Genomic DNA, 19,749 nt, shown 5'->3' with positions numbered 1-19,749 from the left:
TGGGAATAAAGGGGGCATAAGCCCCCTTTTCTAACGAAAAGTTTCTCATGCGAAACTTTTAGCCACGCAAGCCAACTGTAATATGTTGTAGCGTTTTACAACATACAACATATTACAGCGCCATTTTCTCATGCGAAAAATTTAGCCGCTAAATTTCTTGGAGCACCATATGTGGCGCAGACTCATTGTTTACTCATTGTGCTTTCTCACCGCTTGGCTGCCTGTCAACCAAGCACGCGCGTTCTTACCGGCATTTGCCCCCGTGGTGATGGCTATGGCCGAACAAGCCGCCATCTGGACGGGCAGAACCCTCGCTACTCGTCTGGCCGTCCAGTACGCCGCTGGCGCTGCTGCTGTTACTGCTGTTGCAATATCGACTCCGCCGTTGCTTAAGAACTTCGCAAAGGAGGATTTGAAGATCGATCCCTACGGTATGCTTTCTTTCCAGCTCAAACGTTATGGCATCACTTTGAATGGCGATAGTTTGGATAATGTCAAACGTTGTGATTTTTCTCAGAGTGGTTATTTAGATTGTGACCTCATGAAGGAATTTAGTTATTCCCCTTATGCAGATTCCACACCTGTTTCAAGCTGTATTCTCCCAAATCGCATGACTGGCCTCCCTGACCCATCTCAAAATAAATATAACGATCCTTATTGGAAGCAAGGTGACAGAGCTCTTGATATGGCTACCTGTGTAGCTTCTATCACCGAGGAAGCTAAGGCTGTTCTTTTAATCCGTACTAGAGAGTATTTGGACACCAATGCTACTTGTAAGTTTTATCGGGAGGATATAGTTCCTCCTGACAATATAAGAGTTGTTTTTGCTAATCGTTGTGAGGCTAACCCATTATCTAAGGTTTTTTTTGGTATTTCTGGTACCAATTACCGCTTTGCCTATGACGTGGATATTGTTGTTAATGAGTTTAGAAATGACACTATGCTTAAATCTTCTGTTGTCACTTCTGCTATTTCTTATGACTATCAAACCGACCTTCTCAAGGTTCAATCAACAAACAAAGAAGAGGTTTTGGAGGAGTCTGTAGCTAGCGTTCTCGATGGTGTTAGTGTTGACGGTACTATTCCTGATCACTACTTGCAGGATATGAACAATCCTGGCACCCGCCTTCCCAAATCTCACCTGGTAGATAACTCGGTTGTCATTCCGGTTAAGCCTAATAACCGCCCAGACTTTGATATTATTGGGACACCTCCCGTTGTATTACCATCGGGTAAGCCACTCCCTCCCGTCACTGACCCAATATATGGTGATGCCATTAATTCCGTTATCACCGGAAAACCGACTACAGACCCAGATACTGGTGCAATTGCAGGCGGTGTAATTCGCCCTGTTATCACCGGCCCGAAACCAACCGTTCCAGGTGAAGGTAGTAATACTGGATCAGGCTCTGGGACGGGAACTGGTTCTGGGACTGGCTCGGGAACCGGCACAGGCTCCGGTTCTGGCACTGGCACTGGCACTGGCACTGGCACTGGCACTGGCAGCATACCCAGCTCTGTTACCGTCTCCAACCTTGGCGGCCTGGAATCTCGTCTCGACCGCACCAATGAGCTATTGGCTACGACCAACGCCGTTGACCTTCATGGCGTAGAAACGCGGATTGATGAAACTAACAGGCTGCTTTCCGACACCTTAACAACCAGTGTCCCCGCGCAAACCCTGCCCGATACCGCGCAGGGAACCTCTTGGTGGAAGTCTCGTTATCCCGCAGGGATGGCAGGTGTATGGAGCGGATTCACGCAAGAGCTGCAACATACCGCGCTTTTTGACTGGCTTAATGGCTTCCGCCTACAGCTGTCAGGGGGAGGGGAATACCCTACCTGGACAATCTGTTTTGACATGGGATTCGCTGACTTCGGTTGCCATCAACTGACCGTGCCACCGAATGTCTGGATAGCCATTCGTGCTTTCGTCATCTTCTGCGCCGGCCTGCTGGCCAGACGTTTAGTGTTCGGCGGCTAAGTCCGCGCTGCTTGATTTTCTCATGCGAAAAATGAGGTGCTCTCATGCTTGATTGGTTTGCTCGCCGCTGGAATGACTTCCTGAACCTGCTCTATTCACTGCTGCTCTCGCTCTTTGACATGCTCAAGGATTTGGCCTGCTTCCTCTTTGAAGCGATCTTGTCGATTGTTCACCTGGCTATCTCTGGCCTTGGCTCCATGCTCGGTGCCATGAACATCATTCAATACTTCTCCATGCTCCCCGCTGATGTGCAGAACATCATGGCGATCGCGGGGGTGAATGATGCCTCAGCCATCATTGTGACGGCGATTGGCGTTCGCCTGATCCTCCAGTTGATCCCCTTCACCAGACTCGGTTCATAAGGAGGCAACATGGCACTAAACATCATTGTTGGCCGTCCCGGCTCTGGCAAATCGTATGAAGCAGTCGCATTTCACGTGATCCCAGCCATCAAGGAAGGGCGTCGCGTGGTCACCAACCTGCCGTTGATGATGGATCATCTGATCGCCGTGTTTGGCGAGGAGGTGAGGGATCTCGTTGAGGTTCGTCAGGATGGCTTTAGTCGGGAGCACGGCACTATCAAGGCCTTCTCTGACCCCGAGCACTTCACCCAGGAGGAGTGGCGCAACGAGCAGGGGCAAGGCCCGCTGTTTGTCATTGATGAATGTCACTTCCAATACCCCCGAGCAGGGCGTAACAAGAAGGCGAGCGATGACCTCATCAACTGCCTGGAATACTTCTCCATGCACCGTCATTACGGCCACGACATTCTGTTCATGACCCAGTCCCTAGGGAAGGTGCACAAGGATCTGCGTGACATGATCGAGATCCAGTTCTTGGTCAGCAAACACGCTGCAGCGGGCTCTGATAAAACCTACACCCGCAAAGTGCTCGATGGTGCTGGGGCTCGCGCAACCTGCCTCTCTGAATCTGTTCGCCGGTACGACAAGACGTTCTTCCCGTTCTACAAGTCCCATACCCAAACAGAAGGCAGTGTTCAGGAGGCCAAAGCCTCCGACATTGTGCCGCTGTGGAAAAGATGGTGGTTGTGGTTGGCGGTGATCCTCATCTTCATCGGTGTCCCGATGAGCGTAAAGTCCCTGTTCAATATGCTGGGCAGTGATGACCCAGCGCCGGTATCTGTACCGGTAGAGCAGGCAGCAGCATCACCAGCGCCTTCTGACCCAGAAGTGAAGGCGGCGGCACCAGTCATGCCGACCACCCCCGCTAAAAGCGTGCAGGAAGCCCCATTCTCCAAGTTTGATATCACCATCACCGGCTGGGCTGATACATCCTATAAGGACAATACCGGTAAGTTTCATGCCCAGTTCGAGTACTACCTTGAGGCCAGGGGCAACAATGCCTATTCCTTCTCAATGAAACTGAGCGACTTAATGATGGCCGGTTATCAGGTCTATTCCCTTGGGCCTTGTCTGCTGCGCTTGGTATATGATGAACGGGAGCATTTTCTGTACTGTCAGGGCAACAAGCCCCAGCAAGAAAGCTCGGCAACGATGGCACTCGCTGCGCTTCCCCTAAACTAGCGCCACCACGTATTCCAGGAACAACCTTGAGAAGGGGCCCCCGCTTGCGGGGTAGTGTCTCAAGGTTGGTCATGGGCCCCGAGTTTCGCATGAGAAACTTTTGCGCATGCGCAATTTCTCGTTAGCCCCATCCATTCGCTGCCAGGCTCTCATTTTCGGCTAGGGGGGGTGATTATGCGTAGGTCATCCCTCTTGGTGTTCATCGGCGATGCGGCTCGGCTGAGCAACTTGTTGCTCTGATGAGACGTATCCAGCAAGCGCGCACGCTGCTTTTGTGAACCACATCGGCTCTTGCGCGCGCTAGATGCCCCGCGCTGACCCTGGGGGGGAGGGGGCATCCGTGGCCCCAGAGTCCACTGTCTTTAATAGTGGACTCTTGTCTCAAAATGGGACATTTCGGGTTGAGGTATAGTTGTCATTTAAAGCCGTCTCGGAGACGATAATGTTCTCCGAGGTACATTGTTAGGGAAGTGGTATGCAACTAGAGGAATTTGTGCAATCGACTATTCAACAGATAGTGCAGGGGGCAGCCAATGCATCTGATGTAGTTGCCAAACTAGGGGGGAGGGTAAACCCTTACGATCACAATATGATATCGCCAACGCCACCACGCCTGACAAATGTTGAATTTGATGTTGCACTGGTCGTTAGTGAAAGCCAACAAACAGAGGCTGGGGGTAAACTCTCAATGATTAACGTCTTCAGCCTTGGCGGAAAAACTCAAGGCGCGGACAGCTACCAACAGACCAGCAGAGTAAAGTTCACGGTATCAGTGGAGCTACCGAAAGGCTGACCACTTTGTTATCTCTAACGGTTATGCCGATAACCCTATTTATCGGCGTCTCATTTTCAGAAGGAAGCCATGATGTTGAAAGCTGGTGATGTTGTTCGATTAAGAAGCGGTGGACCAGATATGACTATCGTATCGGTCAAAGATGACACGTGTGAATGCACTTGGTTTAAGAAAGATGAGTTAGGGCATGCAACGTTTCCTGCTGCATTATTGCGTTTAAGAACCGACATAGACAAAGAGCAAAGTGATGCAATTAAAGCAGCAGCTCGAAAACTAAATCCAAGATCAACTTGGGAAATTTTTTAACGCGATTGCGTTGTTATCTCAGCGCCAATATCAGGACCCCAATCAACTTCACCTAGTGATGCAGCATTGGGGTCACACTGAGCCAGCAGTTCTTCCAGCGTGTAGAGCGGCTGGCAACGCAGTTTGGCGCGAGCACGCTCCACATCATCAAACGCCGCAGTCAGCAGCGCCGGATCGCCATCTTCAAGAGCTGCCTGCAGATAGGCAACCATGTCGGCCTCAGTGGCCAAGTCGTCAGCCGCATCAAAGCGGCTCCATTGTTCAGTTCTCTTCATTCCGTCCTCCTGCATCCGTCATTGCGCATAATGTATATTATGTTAAATGCGATATCTTGTTTCCTGTTACCACTAATTGAACTGTGTATAATGGCAACAATTGATCCTATCTTCGACCGGATGTCTTAAGTGGCTGAATTAACATCAGAACAATTAAAACCCGCTTTTGCGATTGAACAGTTCTCCATGCTCAGTGAGCTTGAACCTATCCCCTTTGCCGCATTGCAACCCAGAGCCATCTCCGCGGTCAAACGCTTGGCCAGTTTTGATGGTGACTGTCCGGTAATGCTGCTCAACGGTTTTCCGGGTGCCGACTATGAAGGCGTCTGTCAGACCCTTATTGCCGACTCCAATGGCAAAGATGCCGATTTGTTTGATCTCTGCTACACCGAGAATCTGAACAATCCCTTCAAGCCTATCTGGCTGCGGCTGCAACCCGGCACCGGTATCGAGTTCTGCGAAATGGTTGGCGAACTGCTCAAACTGATGAGCCTCCATCTTGATGCGGAACGTCTGGTCACCCGCATCATGCGCAAGCAAAACAATGATCCGAAGATCGATGATTTTCTGTCTGATCTGGCCGCTCACGTAGCCCAGGGTCTGGAGTTTCAACACCCAGTGCTGATTAATCTGCTGATCCATCACGAGCAGCAAGAAGCACCGGTGGTTTATGGGCGAGACCTGAACTGGGATACCCTGTTTGGCTCCATCAATTACCAGACCGAGCAAGGCTCTGTGTATGCCAACCAGCACCTGCTGGAGCCTGGCTTGCTGCGCGAAGCCAATGGCGGCTATCTCATTTTGCAACTGGACGAGCTGCTTGATCAGCCCCACCTCTGGTTCAAGCTGAAGAATGCCATGCAAAAAGGCGAGCTGGACTGGAACGCCTATCAGGAAGGGAAAACCCTGACCCCCTTCTTTACCCCTGAAGCGACGCCGATCAAGCTCAAGCTGATCCTGGTGGGTGATCGCCTTGAGGTAGCAGAGTTCCAGATGCTGGATCGCGATATGTCCGAGCGTATCTTCCTGCGCGCCGACCTGGTTTCCGAGGTCAATATCGAGGAAGATCTGCAGGAGTTTTTGCAATATCTGGCTGGGTTACGCCTGCGCTGGAACCTGCTGGACTTTACTCCTGCCGCCCTCGCCGCGCTCTGCCGTCATGCCAGCAGACTGTGCGATCATCAGGAGTGGTTGTCCCTCTCCGAAGTGCAACTGGCCGCCATCATGCGGATGTCGGATAGTCTGGCCCGCGAACTGGAGTCCGATGTCGTCACCGATGACCATATTCGGGGGGCCTTGGAAGAGCAGGATTACCGCCTCAACTATCTGGTTGAACAGTCAGATCAGGGGGTCATTGATGGCCAGATCTTGCTGCAAACCGATGGTGAAGAGATTGGCCAGATCAACGGCCTTTCCGTCATTCAGGTCTCCGGACACCCCTATGATTTCGGTGAGCCGGTACGCCTCACCGCAACCGTGCATCTGGGTGATGGTGATGTGATCGACATCGAGCGAAAAGCGGAACTCGCGGGCCACATTCATGCCAAGGCGATGATGATCATTCAAGGTTATCTCTCCAATATGTTCGGGGCCGAAACCCCTACCCCGCTCTCTGCCAATCTGGTGTTCGAGCAGTCGTATCATGAAATTGATGGCGACAGTGCATCACTGACCGGGCTATGCGCCCTGCTCTCTGCCCTCGCCCGCCAGCCGATTTATCAACAGTTCGCCGTGACCGGTGCTATCGATCAGTTTGGTAATGTCGAGGCCGTGGGTGGCGTCAATGAAAAAATTGAGGGCTTCTTCCGGGTATGCCAGATCCACGGCATAACGGGGAAACAAGGGATTATTTTGCCCGGCACCAACGCTCAGCAGTTGAATCTCTCTGATGAGGTGATTGCCGCTGTGGCGGCGGGCCAGTTCCATATCCACCCGGTTTATCACGTGGAAGAGGCTATCGAATTGCTCACCGGCTGTGTGGCTGGCGAGCCGGATATGCCGGACACCCTGTTTGGCCGGATCCAGGATCGGCTGGATGAATTGAATGGCAGCGGCCGAAAAGGCGGCCTCTTGAGCGCTCTGTTGGGCCGCCTGCTTGGTCGCTCATAAAGAGATCGGAGTTGTTTAGCGAACAGCTGTAAGCTAAATTGGCGCAGCTTTACTCATTTGAAGGAAATTCAGCGTGACCGTAGACAATAGCACCATGGCAGCTCCCCTTTCTCTGTGCGAACAGGGCAAGAACTCTTTTACCCGTGAAGAGCTGCTGGCTTGTAGCCGTGGTGAGCTGTTTGGTGAGGGCAATAGCCAGTTACCGGCTCCCAACATGTTGATGATGGATCGCATCGTCAAGATCAATGACAACGGCGGCGAGCATGGCAAGGGCGAGATCCTGGCTGAACTCGACATTACACCTGATCTCTGGTTCTTCGATTGCCACTTCCCGGGTGACCCCGTGATGCCTGGTTGCCTTGGTCTGGATGCCATGTGGCAGCTGGTCGGCTTCTTCCTGGGCTGGAAAGGCGGTCCTGGCAAGGGTCGTGCTCTGGGGGTGGGTGAAGTGAAATTCACCGGCCAGATCCTGCCGACTGCCAAGAAAGTGACCTACAAGATCACCTTCAAGCGCGTCATCAACCGCAAATTGGTGATGGGTATCGCTGATGGCGTCGTCGAAGTGGATGGCCGCCCGATCTACAGCGCAACTGACCTGAAAGTTGGCCTGTTTAAAGATACCACCGCATTCTGATCGCTATCCTCAGTGGTAAAACCGCAATAACGCAAAGGGGCCTCGATGGCCCCTTTCCTTTTGTAATATGTGATGAAGTACCGATTACTTCATGAAGAGGCCAGAGCCCCGCCCTTCCATGGCATCACGCCAACCACCAAGCCAATGCCCACGGGCATCCAGACATTGATACGGACACGCTTCTTTCTGTTTGCCGACAACGCCAGCCTGATAACCACGAGCACGAGCTCTATCCAGACGGTCCCGTTTCTGTCTCTTCATCATCTACGACCCTCTTCGTGGAACAAAAAAAGCGACCAATTGTTCATCGGTCGCCTTTATCTTTACCCCAGCGAGCAGGTCCGGTCAAACAAAAACATTCACCCTGACCGGGCTATGTGACACAAGACACTGAACTGGATTAAGTTTTAATGACAGGGAACTTAATCCTGATTTTTGAGTCCTTCCAGCTCTTCCCAACGGGAAAAAGCCTGTTCCAGCGCGGCTTCAGCTGCACTACAGGCATCCAGTTTTTGCTGGGTTTGATCGCTGGGCAAGGAGAAGAAGCTAGGCTGGTTGATCTCGCTTTGCAGCGCCTCCAGCTCCCCTTCTAACTGTTCGAGACGAGCAGGTAAACCGTCGAGTTCAAGCTGCAGCTTATAAGAGAGCTTCTTGCTCTTCTTCGGCGCTTCGCTAACCGCTACCGCGGACTCAGCAGCCTTGCTCTGGGTGCTCTTGAGCTGCTGTTGTGAGCTCTGCAGCTCGCGGGTGGCCATCATATCGGCATAACCACCGACGTAATCGCTGATGCGGCCATCCCCTTCAAACAGCCAGCAACCCGTCACGGTATTGTCGATAAAGCGACGATCGTGACTGACCAGCAGCAAGGTGCCGGGGTAGTCGGCCAGCAACTCCTCCAGCAATTCCAGGGTTTCTACGTCCAGATCGTTGGTCGGTTCATCGAGGATCAGCAGGTTGCTGGGTTTGAGGAACAGTTTGGCCAGCAACAGACGGTTCTTCTCGCCGCCGGAAAGCGCCTTGACCGGAGTTCGGGCCCGCTTGGGCTCGAACAGGAAGTCCTGCAGGTAGCCGAGGATATGACGGGAGCGACCACGCACCATTACCTCCTGCTTGCCCTCCCCCACGTTCTCCATCACCGTCTGCTCAGGATCGAGCTGATCACGATACTGGTCAAAATAAGCCACATCCAGCTTGGTGCCGCCCTTGACCAAGCCACGGCTTGGGTCAAGCTGACCCAACAGCAATTTGATCAGGGTGGATTTACCACAACCGTTCGGGCCAACCAGCGCAATCTTGTCGCCGCGCAGCACTTGCAGATCCAGCCCCTGGAACAGGGTACGAGCGCCAAAGTCCAGTCCCAGACCTTCGGTTTCAAACACCAGCTTGCCGGAGCGATTCACATCGTCCATCTGCAGTTTGGCCTTGCCTTGCAGCTCACGGCGCTGGGAACGCTCCATCCGCATCGCCTCGAGGGCGCGCACACGGCCTTCGTTACGGGTACGGCGGGCCTTGATCCCCTGACGCACCCACACCTCTTCTTGCGCCAGCTTGCGGTCGAACTCGGCATTTTTCAGCTCCTCGACCCGCAGCCACTCCTCTTTGCCCAGCAGATACTGATCGTAGTTGCCAGGCCAGGAGGTGATCTCGCCGCGATCCAGATCGATGATCCGGGTCGCCAGCTTGTGAATAAACTCCCGGTCGTGGGAGATGAAGACGATGGCGCCACGAAAATCTTTCAGGAACTCTTCCAGCCAGTTGATGGCTTCAATGTCCAGGTGGTTGGTCGGCTCATCCAGCAACAACAAGTCGGGATCGCAAGCCAGTGCGCGGGCCAGGGCGACTTTGCGCAGCCAGCCACCGGAGAGGCTGTCCAGGGTCGCGTCGGGATCGAGATTGAGCAGGGTCAGCACCTGGCTGATCCGGGTCTCGAACTGCCAACCGTTCTGATAATCGAGCTGCTCTTGCAACTCGCTCATGATGCGGATGTTGGCATCGCTGGGATCGTGCGCCAGCTCCATGGAGATATGGTGGTACTGCTTGAGCAGCTCACCCACCCCCGCCAACCCTTCGGCGGTGTAGTCAAATACGGTCAACTCGCTCGATGCTGGCGGATCCTGCTCAAGGCGGGTCACTTTGAGATCTTGCTGCTGCACCATGCGACCATCATCAAGGGGCAATTCGCCCGCGATCACTTTCATCAGCGTGGATTTACCTGCCCCGTTGCGGCCAACCAGACAGAGACGCTCGCCGCGCTCAATGCTGAGCTCGGCGTTGTCGAGCAGCGGGAAATCACTGAACGACAGACATGCGCCGTGCAATGTTAAAAGAGCCATGTTTATTCCTTATTTCATATGAAAAAAACGGGCAGCAGACTGAAGGTCTGCCCCCGTTTTATCGTCAATTCAACATCAACCCCGATGCGCAGCCCAGGCCATCAACTCCACCAGCGTAAAAGGCCAGCCGAGTTCGCGGCCCGCCTCGTCACGCAGTACCGGAATGCGCACCCGATAAGCCGCTAGCCACTGCTCATCATCCATGATGTCGCTCTGGCGGGTGGCGGCGGCAAGGCCGGCCTGCTCCACCAGCCCCCAAGCCTGCTCACACAGGTGACAACCGTCGGTGTGAAACAGGGTCAGCATTACGACTCAGCTTGCGCCGGTGCATGGGTGATGATCCAGCAGTTATGGATATGCTGGTTACGTTCGAAATCTTTCGGCCGGGTCTTCTGGGTAATGTTCTGGGCCTTGAGACCTGCGGCTTCAAGCCCGGCCATATCCATCTTGAAGTGACGCTTGTTGTTGGAGAACACCAGGGTGCCATCCGCCGCCAGCAGACGCTTCAGGTGCTGCATCAGCAGCAGGTGATCGCGCTGTACGTCAAAGCTCTCATCCATCCGCTTGGAGTTGGAGAAGGTCGGCGGATCGATAAAGATGAGGTCGTACTGATCATCGGCTTCCGACAACCACTTCAGGCAATCGGCCTGCACAAACTTGTGCTGACGGCCCACCAGCGAGTTGAGACGCATGTTGTCCTGCGCCCAGTTCAGGTAGGTGTGCGACATGTCGATGGTGGTGGTCTCGCTGGCCCCGCCAAGCCCAGCATGCACAGTGGCACTGCCGGTATAGGCGAACAGGTTCAGGAAGCGCTTGCCCTTGGCCATCTGACCCAGCATGCGGCGGGTCTGACGGTGGTCGAGGAACAGGCCGGTATCCAGATAGTCGTAGAGGTTGACCCACAGACGGGCGCCGTACTCCTGCACTTCCATCCGATGTTGCTCTTCGGAGAGCTTCTGATACTGCTGTTTGCCTTCCTGACGCTCGCGCACTTTCAGGATCACCTTCTCGCCGTCCATACCGGTCACCTTGATGGCGGCCTGAACCATGTCGAGCAGACGCTGACGGGTCTTTTGAGCGGGGATGTCCTTCGGTGCAGCATACTCCTGAACCACCAGATAATCCTGATAGCGGTCGATGGCGGCGTTGTATTCCGGCAGGTCGGCATCATAGAGGCGGTAGCAGTCGATACCTTCCTTAGCGGCCCACTTCTCGAGGGTCTTCAGATTCTTGCGCAAGCGGTTGGCAAAGTCCTGCGCCACCTCTTTTTGGGAAGCCACGGAGTCCAGTGCGATTTGATAGTTACGCAGCTGACACTCAAGGGCGCCGTTGAACAGGCGATATTGCTTGTCGGCACGCAGGCGCAGACAGCTCAAGAGCTCCGGTGAGGCAGAGAGAATGGAGACACGCCAGCCCTGGAAGCTGCGACGCAAGGCATCGCCGAGGGCCTGATGCACTTCCAGCAGCGCCGGGAACTCGCCCAAACGCTCACCATAAGGCGGGTTGGAGATCAGCATACCGACCTGACGAGCCTCCCCTTCGACGCTCGCCATCGGCAAGGGGTTATCCAGCGCACTGACTTCGGCCTGCTTGAAGGTAATCAGGTGCGCCACACCAGCTGCCTTGGCGTTATCACGGGCTTTCATCAACACCCGGGCGTCGGTATCACAACCAAACAACTTGGTCTCGCAACGCTGCATACCACGTTTGGCGCGCACTTGCGCTTCCATCATCAGGCTCTGCCAAAGCTCGCTATCGTGCTGCAGCCAGCGATCGAAACCGAAGCGCTCACGGCGCAGAGCCGGCGCCATGTCGGCGGCAATGAAGGCCGCTTCGATCAGCAAGGTACCGGAACCGCACATGGGGTCCATCATCGGCTCACCGGCCCAGCCGCTACGGGCTATCATGGCGCAGGCCAGGTTCTCTTTGAGCGGTGCTTCACCTGTGCCCTGACGATAGAAACGCTGGTGCAGCGCCGGGCCTGACAAGTCCAGCGTGATATTGGCCTTGCCTTTGCCCAGGTGCGCCATGATGCGAATATCCGGCGATTTTTTGTCAACGTCCGGACGCACATGACCACGCTTGGTAAAGCGGTCAACGATGGCATCCTTGATCTTCAGCGCGCCATATTGGGTATTGCGAATAGCAGGGTTGGTACCGGTAAAGTCCACTGCAATGGTGGAGGTGCCGGGGAAATGCTCTTCCCAAGGGATGGTGTGAGCGCCCAGATAGAGATCCAGATCGTCGTTCATCTGGAATTCGGACAGCACCAGCACGATGCGGGAGGCAAAACGGCTCCACAGGCAGGCCTTGTAGCCAATCGCCAGTTCGCCTTTGAAGTGGACGCCAGCCACGGTCTCACGGACCTGCTCTGCGCCCAGGGTGGTCAGCTCGTCGGCCAACAGGTTTTCCAGCCCCTTGGGGCAGGTTGCAAAAAATTCTTTCATCACGCTCACGGGGAACCCATAAAAATAGTGCCGCATTATACCCTATATGGCCGCGCTGAGCATGCAAAACTAGGGTAGAAACGATGACAGCCGCGAAATTGAACCCGCCCACCCACCGGATGAAATACCCGCTCCCCTCCTCCCACCCCTGCGTTTGTCATCCTTTGACCTCATTTTTAAAAAATCTACATACATCAAGTTATTGGACAACAATTAGGGGGCTAGAAAACTGTCATCCGGATACCCTCTTCGCGTATGAATGAGCATGCACATGACTAAAACCATCCTCGTTGTGGACGATTCTGCCAGCATCAGAGCCACCATCACCATGACATTGCAAAGCGCAGGCTTTGCAGTGATTGAGGCTGATGATGGCAATGCGGCTCTTGGCCAGCTGGAACGCCAGCGTGTACACCTCATTATTTCGGATCTCAACATGCCTGGCATGGATGGCATGACCCTGCTCAGGCAAGTCAAGAAGCAGCCAACGACCCGCTATCTGCCGTTCATCATGCTGACTACCGAGAACTCGCCAGAGATCCGGCAGGAGGGGTTTGACGCGGGGGCGCGCATCTGGCTGACCAAGCCGTTTGAACCACTCAAGCTGATCGATGATGTCTACAAGGTGATGCAACCATGAACCGGGAGCAATGGAGATGAGTTTCGAGCTTGATATTCTGCATGCTCCCCCGACCGCCACGCTGACGGGGGAGCTCACCATCATGACCCTCGGCGAACTGCAAGACGATCTCTTCAGCCTGCTGAACTTTGCCATCGTCGTGCTGGATATCAGCCAGCTGGAGGCGCTGGATGGTTGTGGTGCCCAGCTACTGGCGCTCTTGCAGCAAGAAGCCAACCAGCAGAACAAGAGTCTGCGGATCCGCACAGGTGAAGAGAGCGTGGCACAACAGGCATTGAGTCAGCTCGGCCTGTTGCCCATGCTGACCATGGTGAGGCCTCAAGATGGACATCAATAAAGCGCGCGCCCTCTTTTTTGAAGAGGCCTATGAGCAGTGCGACAATCTGGAACACGCCCTGCTGGACAGAGAGACCTACCCCGCGGATCCGGATACCTACAATCTGATGTTTCGCACCGCCCATACCATCAAGGGATCGGCCAGTATGCTGGGGCTCACCATGCTGGTGCGCTTTGCCCACGCCATGGAGAACATGCTGACGCGGCTGCGCAGCGGCGAGCTCAAGCTCGATGAGCATCTGATCAATCTGCTGCTGGCCTGTAACGATCAGTTGCGCGATCTGCTGCAAGGGGCCGAGCACAACCCCGAATTACCGCAAACCGAAACCCAGCAGATCCTGGCGCTGCTCTCCCAGCTGCAGGGCCATCAAAACATGCCCAACCCGCCGCTCTCACTCCCCGTACAGACCGTTGCTGCCGAGCAAGATATGCGAGCATGGCACCTGTCGCTGCGCTTCTATCCGGCCCTCTATCAGGATGGTTTCGATCTGCTGGCGTTTATTCGCTACCTCGCCAATCTGGGGGATATCGTCTTTATCGAGCCGGTCTGGCATGAGTGGCCACCGCTACAACTGCTTGATCCAACCGAGTGTTTTCTGGGCTACGAGATCACGCTGCGCAGCGCCCAGTCCCCCGAACGCATTCGCAGCACCTTCGATTTTGTCGCGCACGCCAGCATTATCTGCCTGCTCACCCCTCATCAGGATCTGGCCGAATTTGCCAAACAGGGCGCGCGGCTGGCCCAGTGGCGCAATGAACCGCTGGCGGCGCAACTGGCTCGCTGGGAAGCGGCCAATGTGCTGACCCGGACAGAAGCGGATGCCATCGAACAGGGCGTATACGACACAGCGCCCGCCGCCTCATGTGATCCGCGTGATCAACCTGCCCCCGTCACACCGCAAATAGAAGCCGACAATCCACTCCCCCTTCCCCTCAAAGCCGCGCCGCTGCGGGGCGAAGGGCACTACATCCGCATTGAAGCGGCCAAACTGGATCGACTGATCAACCGGGTGGGCGAGCTGGTGATCGCCACCTCGGCAACCACCCTGCAGGCAAAAATGCGGGGGGATGCCGAGCTGGTCGAGTCAGTCGCCACCGTCAACACCCTGGTCGAGGGGATCCGTGATGATGCCCTCACCCTGCGGATGGTGCCCATCAACGAGATCTTCAACCGTTTTCCCCGTCTGGTTCATGAACTGTCCCAACAAACCGGTAAAAACATCAGCCTGCACATCAACAACGCCGATACCGATATCGACAAATCCATGGTCGAGAAGTTGACCGATCCCCTGATGCACCTGGTACGCAACGCCGTCGACCATGGTATCGAGAATGAACAACAGCGCCTGCAGGCGGGTAAACCTGCATCTGGCGTGATCACCCTCAATGCCTACCACGACGCAGGCGCCGTGGTGGTTGAAGTGAGCGATGATGGCCGCGGCATTGATCGGGAGAAGATCCAGGCCAAGGCGCTGTCGCTTGGCATGACACAAGAGGGCAAGGTATTGGGGGAACAGGAGATATTCCAGTTTCTGTTTCAACCGGGCTTCTCCACGGCCGCCGATGTCAGCGATCTCTCCGGTCGTGGGGTCGGGCTGGATGTGGTCAAACGCAATCTGGAGTCGCTGCGCGGAGAAGCCACCATCGAAAGTCGTCTGGGGGTGGGCACCACCTTCCGGCTGAGGTTGCCGTTGACCCTTGCCATCATCGACGGTTTTCGCATCGAGGTGGATCACTCCTCACTGGTGATCCCCCTCGACATGATGATCGAGTGCATCGACCTGCCGCCGGAGGCGCTCGATACCCCGTCACGCCAGATCAATATTCGCGGCGAGTGGGTGCCCTTCATCGTGTTGCGCGAACTGTTTGCCCTCCCCCCAGCCAACGAGCCCGCCTTTGTGGTGATGGTCGATTATGCCGACAACCGGGCAGGCATAGTGGTGGATCGGCTGATCGGCGAAGTACAGGCGGTGATCAAACCGCTGGGCGAGCTGTTCAAATCCCTGCGCTATGTCAGCGGCTCCACCATTCTGGGCAACGGTCAGCCCGCCCTTATTCTCGATGTGCCACAGCTGATCGAGCTGGCACGACGCAGAGAACGGCATTTGCTCCATGAGCAGACCGACACATTGTTCAACATCAGGAACTGATCCCCAACATACTTTTTCAACCGGATTAACGGAGTCAAAACCATGGACTGGTTTCACAACTTGCAAGTCAGAACAAAACTGGTGTTTTCGTTCTCCATCCTGATGGTGCTGCTGGTGATATTAACCCTCACCAGTTACCACTCCACCAAGGCAATGGCTCAGCTGGTCAAGAACATGCATGCCAATCAGCTGGTTCCTATCAGGGATCTGGCCAATGCCAATATGCAAGCGATCTACATGAACCGGGCGCTCTATCGCTATGTGCTGGAGCCGAGTGAAGAGAGCAGAAAAACCAATGCGGGCAACATGTTGCGCTATGAGAAGCAGCTCAACAAGTTGCTGGATGCCTACCGCAACACCAACCTGACCCAGCCGGAGATCGATGCGTTGGCCCGCTTTGACCAGGCGTGGGCCGTCTATAAAACCTCTGCCGATACCATCATTAACACCGCGCAAGCTGACATCGTAGACAGCCTCAATAATCAGAGTGCGGCGAAGCTCATGGCAGAACAAGGACGTCCGGCCTTTGATCAGGCGGATGATCTGCTGACCGGACTGGTCAATCTCAATGACAAGCTGGCCAGCCAGTCTCTGGATGAGAGCGAGGTGATCTACCAGAGCAATTTCAGCCTGCTGATCGGTATTTCAAGCTCTGCGTTTGTTATCTGTCTGCTGCTCGCGCTGCTGGTGACTCGCAGTATCTTGCGCCAGCTGGGGGGCGATCCCTCCTATACAGTGCAGGTTGTCTCCCGGGTTGCCAATGGCGATCTCTCCACCCCGGTCAAGCTGCGGGCTGATGACACCTCCAGCCTGCTGTTTGCCATCAAGAGCATGGCCCATCGCCTCTCCGATACCCTCAACGAAGTGGGCGCCATGTCGGAGGCGATCGGTTCGGCCTCGGAACAGGTGGCAGCCACCGCAAACTCCCTCTCCCAAACTGCCTCGGAGCTGGCATCCAGCGTCGAACAGACCAGCGCCTCGGTTGAAGAGATGGCCGCCACCGTGAGCCAGAACGCCGACAACGCCAAGGTGACCGAAAATATCTCCACCAAGGCCGCCAGCAGTGCCACCGACAGTGGCAAGGCGGTCGGTGAAATGGTTCACGCCATGAAAGAGATCGCCTCTCGCATCACAGTGATCAACGACATTGCCAATAAAACCGACCTGCTGGCCATCAATGCCGCCATCGAAGCGGCGCGGGCCGGTGAACACGGCAAAGGGTTTGCCACCGTGGCGGCCGAGGTCAGAAAACTGGCTGAACGCTCGCAAAATGCCGCCAAAGAGATTGGCGAGCTGGCGAGCCGTTCGGTCAGCGTGGCCGAACAGGCGGGCACCCTGCTGCGGGAGATGCTGCCCGGCATCGATCAGACCGCCACCCTGGTACAAGAGATCGCCTCCGCCTCTCGCGAGCAGCGGGCCAGCGTTTCGCAAATCAATATCGCGGTGACCCAGATCAGCGATGGCATGCAGGCCTCTGCCGCCTCCGCCGAGGAGCTGAGCTCCACCTCGGAAGAGCTGAGCTCCACCGCCCTGCAACTGCAGGAGCTGATGCAGCAGTTCACCCTGAGGGGAGGCAACAGTCGTCAGCCACAGCCATTCCACGGTTCACACTATGTGGCCAAACCCGTGAGCCCGAAAAAAAGTGCCCTGAACCAACATCCACACCTGCACCACGACGAGGATCTGGAGCGGGAAGTCGATGATGGCAAGTTCACCAACTACTAGGAGCCGGCATATGCGCACCAAACTTGCTCCTGAGACCACCACCTCCCACTTCCACTGCGTGACCTTCATGCTGGGGGGGGAGCTGTATGGGGTCGATATCAGCTGCATCCGTGAAATCATCGAGTTCGAGGGGATGACCCCGGTGCCCATGATGCCGCGCTTCGTCAGAGGGATCATCAATCTGCGGGGCGCCGTGGTGCCCGTTATCGACCTCTCCATCCGCTTCGGACGGGCCCAAACCGAGCTTAAACCGACCACCTGTGTGGCGATCCTCTCCCTGTCAAACTGCAGCGGTGAAGATCAGGAGATCGGCATGCTACTCGATGCCGTGTGTGAAGTGCTGGAGATCGCCACCGACACCATAGAGCCCGCCCCGACCTTTGGCGCCCATATCCGGGGGGATTTCATTCAGGGGGTGGTGACCATCGCCCAGCAGTTCGCCATTCTGCTCGATATGCACAAGGCCCTCTCCATTGCCGAGCTCAGCGCCATGGCGGAGGCGACCACCAGCCAGCTGTTCAATGTCGAGCAAGGGGGATGCTAGTGGCATCACTCGTCACACCAGAACAGGGGCCGCTGCTTAGCCAAAAGGAGTTCGATCTGTTCCGGCGCTTTATTCTGACTACCGCCGGCATCGACCTTGCGCCCTGCAAGCGAGCGCTGGTGCAATCGCGGCTGGCCAAACGGCTGCGGGCACTCAACATCAGCAGCTACTACAGCTACTGGGAGCGGATAAATCAGCCCTCGGAAGCCAATGAGCGGCAAATTGCCATCAATCTGCTCTCCACCAACGAAACCTATTTTTTCCGCGAGGCGCAGCACTTCAGCTGGCTGAAACAGTACGCCGAGCAGTTGCAAGCAAGCCGCCGCCAGCCGCTACGCATCTGGTCTGCTGCTTGCTCCACCGGGGAGGAGGCTTACTCTGCCGCCATGGTGCTGGCGGAACAACTCGGCATCAATGAACGTTGGCGGATCTACGGGACCGACATCAATACCCGGGTGATCCCCATTGCCCAGCGCGCCATCTACATTGCAGAACGGGCCCGGCATGTCCCCCCCCATTTGTGGCTGCGCTATTTTCAGCGCGGCCATGACGAATACACAGGCAAGATCCGGGTCAGACCGGAGCTGGCCAGAAAGGTCTCGTTCTCCAACCTCAATTTGCTCACCTGCTGTGACTTTGTTGAGCGGGATTTCGACGTGATCTTTTTGCGAAACGTGCTGATCTATTTCAATGAAGCGACCAAGGCGCGCGTGCTATCACAGCTATGCGGCCTGCTCAGGCCCGGTGGCTATCTGCTGGTTGGTCACTCGGAGATCATCCGCCAGCAAGATCTGCCGCTGGAACAGGAAGCCCCCTCTCGCTATCGCTGCCAGGATGCCGTGGCCAAGGATAATGTATGACGATACGGGTATTGATCGTGGACGACTCGGCCCTGGTGCGAGAGGTGCTCACCCAGATGCTGGGCAAATCCCCCGATATAGAGGTGATTGGCGCTGCGTTTGACCCCATTTTTGCCATGCAGCAGATGAAAAAATGCTGGCCGGACGTGATCATTCTCGACATCGAGATGCCAAGGATGGATGGCCTCACCTTTCTCAAGAAGATCATGACCGAACGCCCGACCCCGGTCATCATCTGCTCCTCCCTGACCGAAGCGGGGGCCGCCGTCACCCTGGATGCCCTCGCCGCTGGCGCCATCTCCATCATCACCAAACCGGCTGTCGGCATTAAAAGCTTTCTACAGCAATCGGCCAATGAGCTGATCCAGGAAATCCGGGGCGCGGCCAATGCCAAATTGCGTAACTTGCTCCCGGCCAACCAGCCAGCAGGCTTCGTGCCCGCCCCCAAACGCAGCGCCGATGCCATGCTCTCCCCCCCTGCCGAGCGGATCAAATTCAAAACCACCGAGCGGATCATTGCCGTGGGCACCTCAACCGGGGGCACCCAGGCGCTGGAGTATCTGCTGACCCGATTGCCCACCAGCTGCCCGGGGCTCGCCATCGTCCAGCATATGCCCGCCAAATTTACCGCCTCCTTTGCCGATCGGCTCAATGGTATCTCCCAGTTGGAAGTGAAAGAGGCCGTGACCGGCGATCGCCTGCTGCCCGGGGTCGCGCTGATTGCCCCGGGCGGCAAGCATCTGCTGATCCAGCGCAGCGGCGCCCAGTATCTGGCCGAAGTGAAAGAGGGGCCACCGGTCTCCCGCCACTGCCCGTCGGTGGATGTGCTGTTTCGCTCGGTGGCGGTGAGTGCGGGTCACAATGCGCTCGGGGTCATCATGACCGGCATGGGGGACGATGGTGCCCGTGGTTTGCGGGAACTACACGACACCGGCGCCCGCACCATTGCCCAGGATGAAGCCAGTTGTGTGGTATTTGGCATGCCCAAAGAGGCGATAGCCCACGGCGGGGTCGATGAAGTGATGTCACTTTCGCAGATAACACAGACGCTCGCGCGTCCGGATTAACA

Annotated in this window: 19 protein-coding genes; 14 read left to right on the top strand and 5 right to left on the bottom strand. The window is 55.8% G+C overall.

Translation table 11 applies throughout. From position 1 onward, the window contains the following. Positions 1-169 precede the first annotated feature (169 nt). The 5 genes from BN1135_RS22250 to BN1135_RS21815 all read left to right on the top strand — a co-directional run bounded on the left by BN1135_RS22250 (position 170) and on the right by BN1135_RS21815 (position 4,627). Positions 170-1,984, top strand: a complete 1,815-nt coding sequence (locus BN1135_RS22250; RefSeq protein ID WP_042023429.1) for a hypothetical protein — start codon at positions 170-172, stop codon at positions 1,982-1,984. A gap of 44 nt (positions 1,985-2,028) precedes the next feature. Then, positions 2,029-2,346: a DUF2523 family protein gene (locus tag BN1135_RS17935; protein ID WP_042023428.1), complete on the top strand. Its 318-nt coding sequence runs from the start codon at positions 2,029-2,031 to the stop codon at positions 2,344-2,346. Between the two features lie 9 nt (positions 2,347-2,355). Further along, complete coding sequence (locus BN1135_RS17930; RefSeq protein ID WP_052443857.1) at positions 2,356-3,528, top strand: zonular occludens toxin domain-containing protein; 1,173 nt, start codon at positions 2,356-2,358, stop codon at positions 3,526-3,528. 475 nt (positions 3,529-4,003) lie between these two features. Continuing rightward, positions 4,004-4,321, top strand: a complete 318-nt coding sequence (locus BN1135_RS17925; RefSeq protein WP_042023427.1) for a hypothetical protein — start codon at positions 4,004-4,006, stop codon at positions 4,319-4,321. A gap of 69 nt (positions 4,322-4,390) precedes the next feature. Further along, positions 4,391-4,627 carry a YodC family protein gene (locus BN1135_RS21815; RefSeq protein WP_042023426.1) on the top strand — a complete coding sequence of 79 codons (237 nt, stop codon included), beginning with the start codon at positions 4,391-4,393 and terminating at the stop codon, positions 4,625-4,627. On the opposite strand, the gene BN1135_RS17915 is transcribed toward BN1135_RS21815, so the two are convergent. Next, entirely contained in the window at positions 4,624-4,902 is a 279-nt protein-coding gene (locus BN1135_RS17915) for a hypothetical protein (protein WP_042023425.1), read from the bottom strand. The genes BN1135_RS21815 and BN1135_RS17915 overlap by 4 nt on opposite strands. 129 nt (positions 4,903-5,031) lie before the next feature. Here BN1135_RS17915 and BN1135_RS17910 point away from each other — a divergent pair, with 129 nt between their 5' ends. Both BN1135_RS17910 and fabA read left to right on the top strand, forming a co-directional pair. Next, positions 5,032-7,011 carry a Lon protease family protein gene (locus BN1135_RS17910; RefSeq protein ID WP_042023424.1) on the top strand — a complete coding sequence of 660 codons (1,980 nt, stop codon included), beginning with the start codon at positions 5,032-5,034 and terminating at the stop codon, positions 7,009-7,011. A gap of 73 nt (positions 7,012-7,084) precedes the next feature. Next, positions 7,085-7,645 carry a 3-hydroxyacyl-[acyl-carrier-protein] dehydratase FabA gene (fabA, locus tag BN1135_RS17905; RefSeq protein WP_042023421.1) on the top strand — a complete coding sequence of 187 codons (561 nt, stop codon included), beginning with the start codon at positions 7,085-7,087 and terminating at the stop codon, positions 7,643-7,645. Positions 7,646-7,729: 84 nt separating this feature from the next. On the opposite strand, the gene rmf is transcribed toward fabA, so the two are convergent. The 4 genes from rmf to rlmKL form a co-directional block, all read right to left on the bottom strand. After that, positions 7,730-7,909, bottom strand: a complete 180-nt coding sequence (gene rmf / locus BN1135_RS21810) for a ribosome modulation factor (protein WP_172953972.1) — start codon at positions 7,907-7,909, stop codon at positions 7,730-7,732. Between the two features lie 158 nt (positions 7,910-8,067). Next, complete coding sequence (gene uup, locus BN1135_RS17895; RefSeq protein WP_042023419.1) at positions 8,068-9,978, bottom strand: ATP-binding cassette ATPase Uup; 1,911 nt, start codon at positions 9,976-9,978, stop codon at positions 8,068-8,070. A 75-nt stretch (positions 9,979-10,053) separates the two neighbouring features. Next, on the bottom strand, positions 10,054-10,284 hold the full coding sequence (locus tag BN1135_RS17890) for a glutaredoxin family protein (RefSeq protein ID WP_042023414.1): 231 nt from the start codon (positions 10,282-10,284) through the stop codon (positions 10,054-10,056). Continuing rightward, positions 10,284-12,461: a bifunctional 23S rRNA (guanine(2069)-N(7))-methyltransferase RlmK/23S rRNA (guanine(2445)-N(2))-methyltransferase RlmL gene (gene rlmKL, locus BN1135_RS17885; RefSeq protein ID WP_042023409.1), complete on the bottom strand. Its 2,178-nt coding sequence runs from the start codon at positions 12,459-12,461 to the stop codon at positions 10,284-10,286. The genes BN1135_RS17890 and rlmKL overlap by 1 nt, the downstream gene beginning before the upstream one ends. A gap of 235 nt (positions 12,462-12,696) precedes the next feature. Between rlmKL and BN1135_RS17880 the strand changes: the two genes are divergently transcribed. From BN1135_RS17880 to BN1135_RS17850, 7 genes are read left to right on the top strand one after another with little or no spacing between them, the layout of a single operon-like run. Then, positions 12,697-13,065 carry a response regulator gene (locus BN1135_RS17880; RefSeq protein ID WP_042023407.1) on the top strand — a complete coding sequence of 123 codons (369 nt, stop codon included), beginning with the start codon at positions 12,697-12,699 and terminating at the stop codon, positions 13,063-13,065. A gap of 16 nt (positions 13,066-13,081) precedes the next feature. Continuing rightward, positions 13,082-13,402 (top strand): STAS domain-containing protein, encoded by a 321-nt coding sequence (locus BN1135_RS17875; protein ID WP_042023452.1) that lies wholly within the window; start codon positions 13,082-13,084, stop codon positions 13,400-13,402. Beyond that, complete coding sequence (locus tag BN1135_RS17870; RefSeq protein ID WP_042023404.1) at positions 13,389-15,551, top strand: chemotaxis protein CheA; 2,163 nt, start codon at positions 13,389-13,391, stop codon at positions 15,549-15,551. Before BN1135_RS17875 ends, BN1135_RS17870 begins: the two co-directional genes overlap by 14 nt. Before the next feature lie 42 nt (positions 15,552-15,593). Continuing rightward, positions 15,594-17,276: a methyl-accepting chemotaxis protein gene (locus tag BN1135_RS17865; protein ID WP_042023401.1), complete on the top strand. Its 1,683-nt coding sequence runs from the start codon at positions 15,594-15,596 to the stop codon at positions 17,274-17,276. Between the two features lie 10 nt (positions 17,277-17,286). Beyond that, complete coding sequence (locus BN1135_RS17860) at positions 17,287-17,820, top strand: chemotaxis protein CheW (RefSeq protein WP_042023398.1); 534 nt, start codon at positions 17,287-17,289, stop codon at positions 17,818-17,820. Then, positions 17,820-18,680: a CheR family methyltransferase gene (locus tag BN1135_RS17855; protein ID WP_223290158.1), complete on the top strand. Its 861-nt coding sequence runs from the start codon at positions 17,820-17,822 to the stop codon at positions 18,678-18,680. The genes BN1135_RS17860 and BN1135_RS17855 overlap by 1 nt, the downstream gene beginning before the upstream one ends. After that, positions 18,677-19,747: a protein-glutamate methylesterase/protein-glutamine glutaminase gene (locus BN1135_RS17850; protein WP_042023393.1), complete on the top strand. Its 1,071-nt coding sequence runs from the start codon at positions 18,677-18,679 to the stop codon at positions 19,745-19,747. Before BN1135_RS17855 ends, BN1135_RS17850 begins: the two co-directional genes overlap by 4 nt. The last annotated feature ends 2 nt before the right edge of the window (positions 19,748-19,749 follow it).

Source organism: Aeromonas sobria (assembly GCF_000820145.1).
GTDB classification, from domain to species: domain Bacteria; phylum Pseudomonadota; class Gammaproteobacteria; order Enterobacterales; family Aeromonadaceae; genus Aeromonas; species Aeromonas sobria.
Note: the sequence above shows the minus strand (reverse complement) of the source record. Positions and strands in the feature narration are given on the sequence as shown.

What these genes read in the sequence shown, in the direction of transcription:
- rlmKL (WP_042023409.1), bottom strand. Translation starts at nt 12,461, where the DNA reads ATGCGGCACTATTTTTATGGGTTCCCCGTGAGCGTGATGAAAGAATTT.
- BN1135_RS17865 (WP_042023401.1), top strand. Translation starts at nt 15,594, where the DNA reads ATGGACTGGTTTCACAACTTGCAAGTCAGAACAAAACTGGTGTTTTCG.
- BN1135_RS17870 (WP_042023404.1), top strand. Translation starts at nt 13,389, where the DNA reads ATGGACATCAATAAAGCGCGCGCCCTCTTTTTTGAAGAGGCCTATGAG.
- BN1135_RS17890 (WP_042023414.1), bottom strand. Translation starts at nt 10,284, where the DNA reads ATGCTGACCCTGTTTCACACCGACGGTTGTCACCTGTGTGAGCAGGCT.
- BN1135_RS17930 (WP_052443857.1), top strand. Translation starts at nt 2,356, where the DNA reads ATGGCACTAAACATCATTGTTGGCCGTCCCGGCTCTGGCAAATCGTAT.
- BN1135_RS17875 (WP_042023452.1), top strand. Translation starts at nt 13,082, where the DNA reads ATGAGTTTCGAGCTTGATATTCTGCATGCTCCCCCGACCGCCACGCTG.
- BN1135_RS17880 (WP_042023407.1), top strand. Translation starts at nt 12,697, where the DNA reads ATGACTAAAACCATCCTCGTTGTGGACGATTCTGCCAGCATCAGAGCC.
- rmf (WP_172953972.1), bottom strand. Translation starts at nt 7,909, where the DNA reads ATGATGAAGAGACAGAAACGGGACCGTCTGGATAGAGCTCGTGCTCGT.
- BN1135_RS17915 (WP_042023425.1), bottom strand. Translation starts at nt 4,902, where the DNA reads ATGAAGAGAACTGAACAATGGAGCCGCTTTGATGCGGCTGACGACTTG.
- BN1135_RS21815 (WP_042023426.1), top strand. Translation starts at nt 4,391, where the DNA reads ATGATGTTGAAAGCTGGTGATGTTGTTCGATTAAGAAGCGGTGGACCA.
- BN1135_RS17860 (WP_042023398.1), top strand. Translation starts at nt 17,287, where the DNA reads ATGCGCACCAAACTTGCTCCTGAGACCACCACCTCCCACTTCCACTGC.
- BN1135_RS22250 (WP_042023429.1), top strand. Translation starts at nt 170, where the DNA reads ATGTGGCGCAGACTCATTGTTTACTCATTGTGCTTTCTCACCGCTTGG.
- BN1135_RS17925 (WP_042023427.1), top strand. Translation starts at nt 4,004, where the DNA reads ATGCAACTAGAGGAATTTGTGCAATCGACTATTCAACAGATAGTGCAG.
- BN1135_RS17935 (WP_042023428.1), top strand. Translation starts at nt 2,029, where the DNA reads ATGCTTGATTGGTTTGCTCGCCGCTGGAATGACTTCCTGAACCTGCTC.
- uup (WP_042023419.1), bottom strand. Translation starts at nt 9,978, where the DNA reads ATGGCTCTTTTAACATTGCACGGCGCATGTCTGTCGTTCAGTGATTTC.
- BN1135_RS17850 (WP_042023393.1), top strand. Translation starts at nt 18,677, where the DNA reads ATGACGATACGGGTATTGATCGTGGACGACTCGGCCCTGGTGCGAGAG.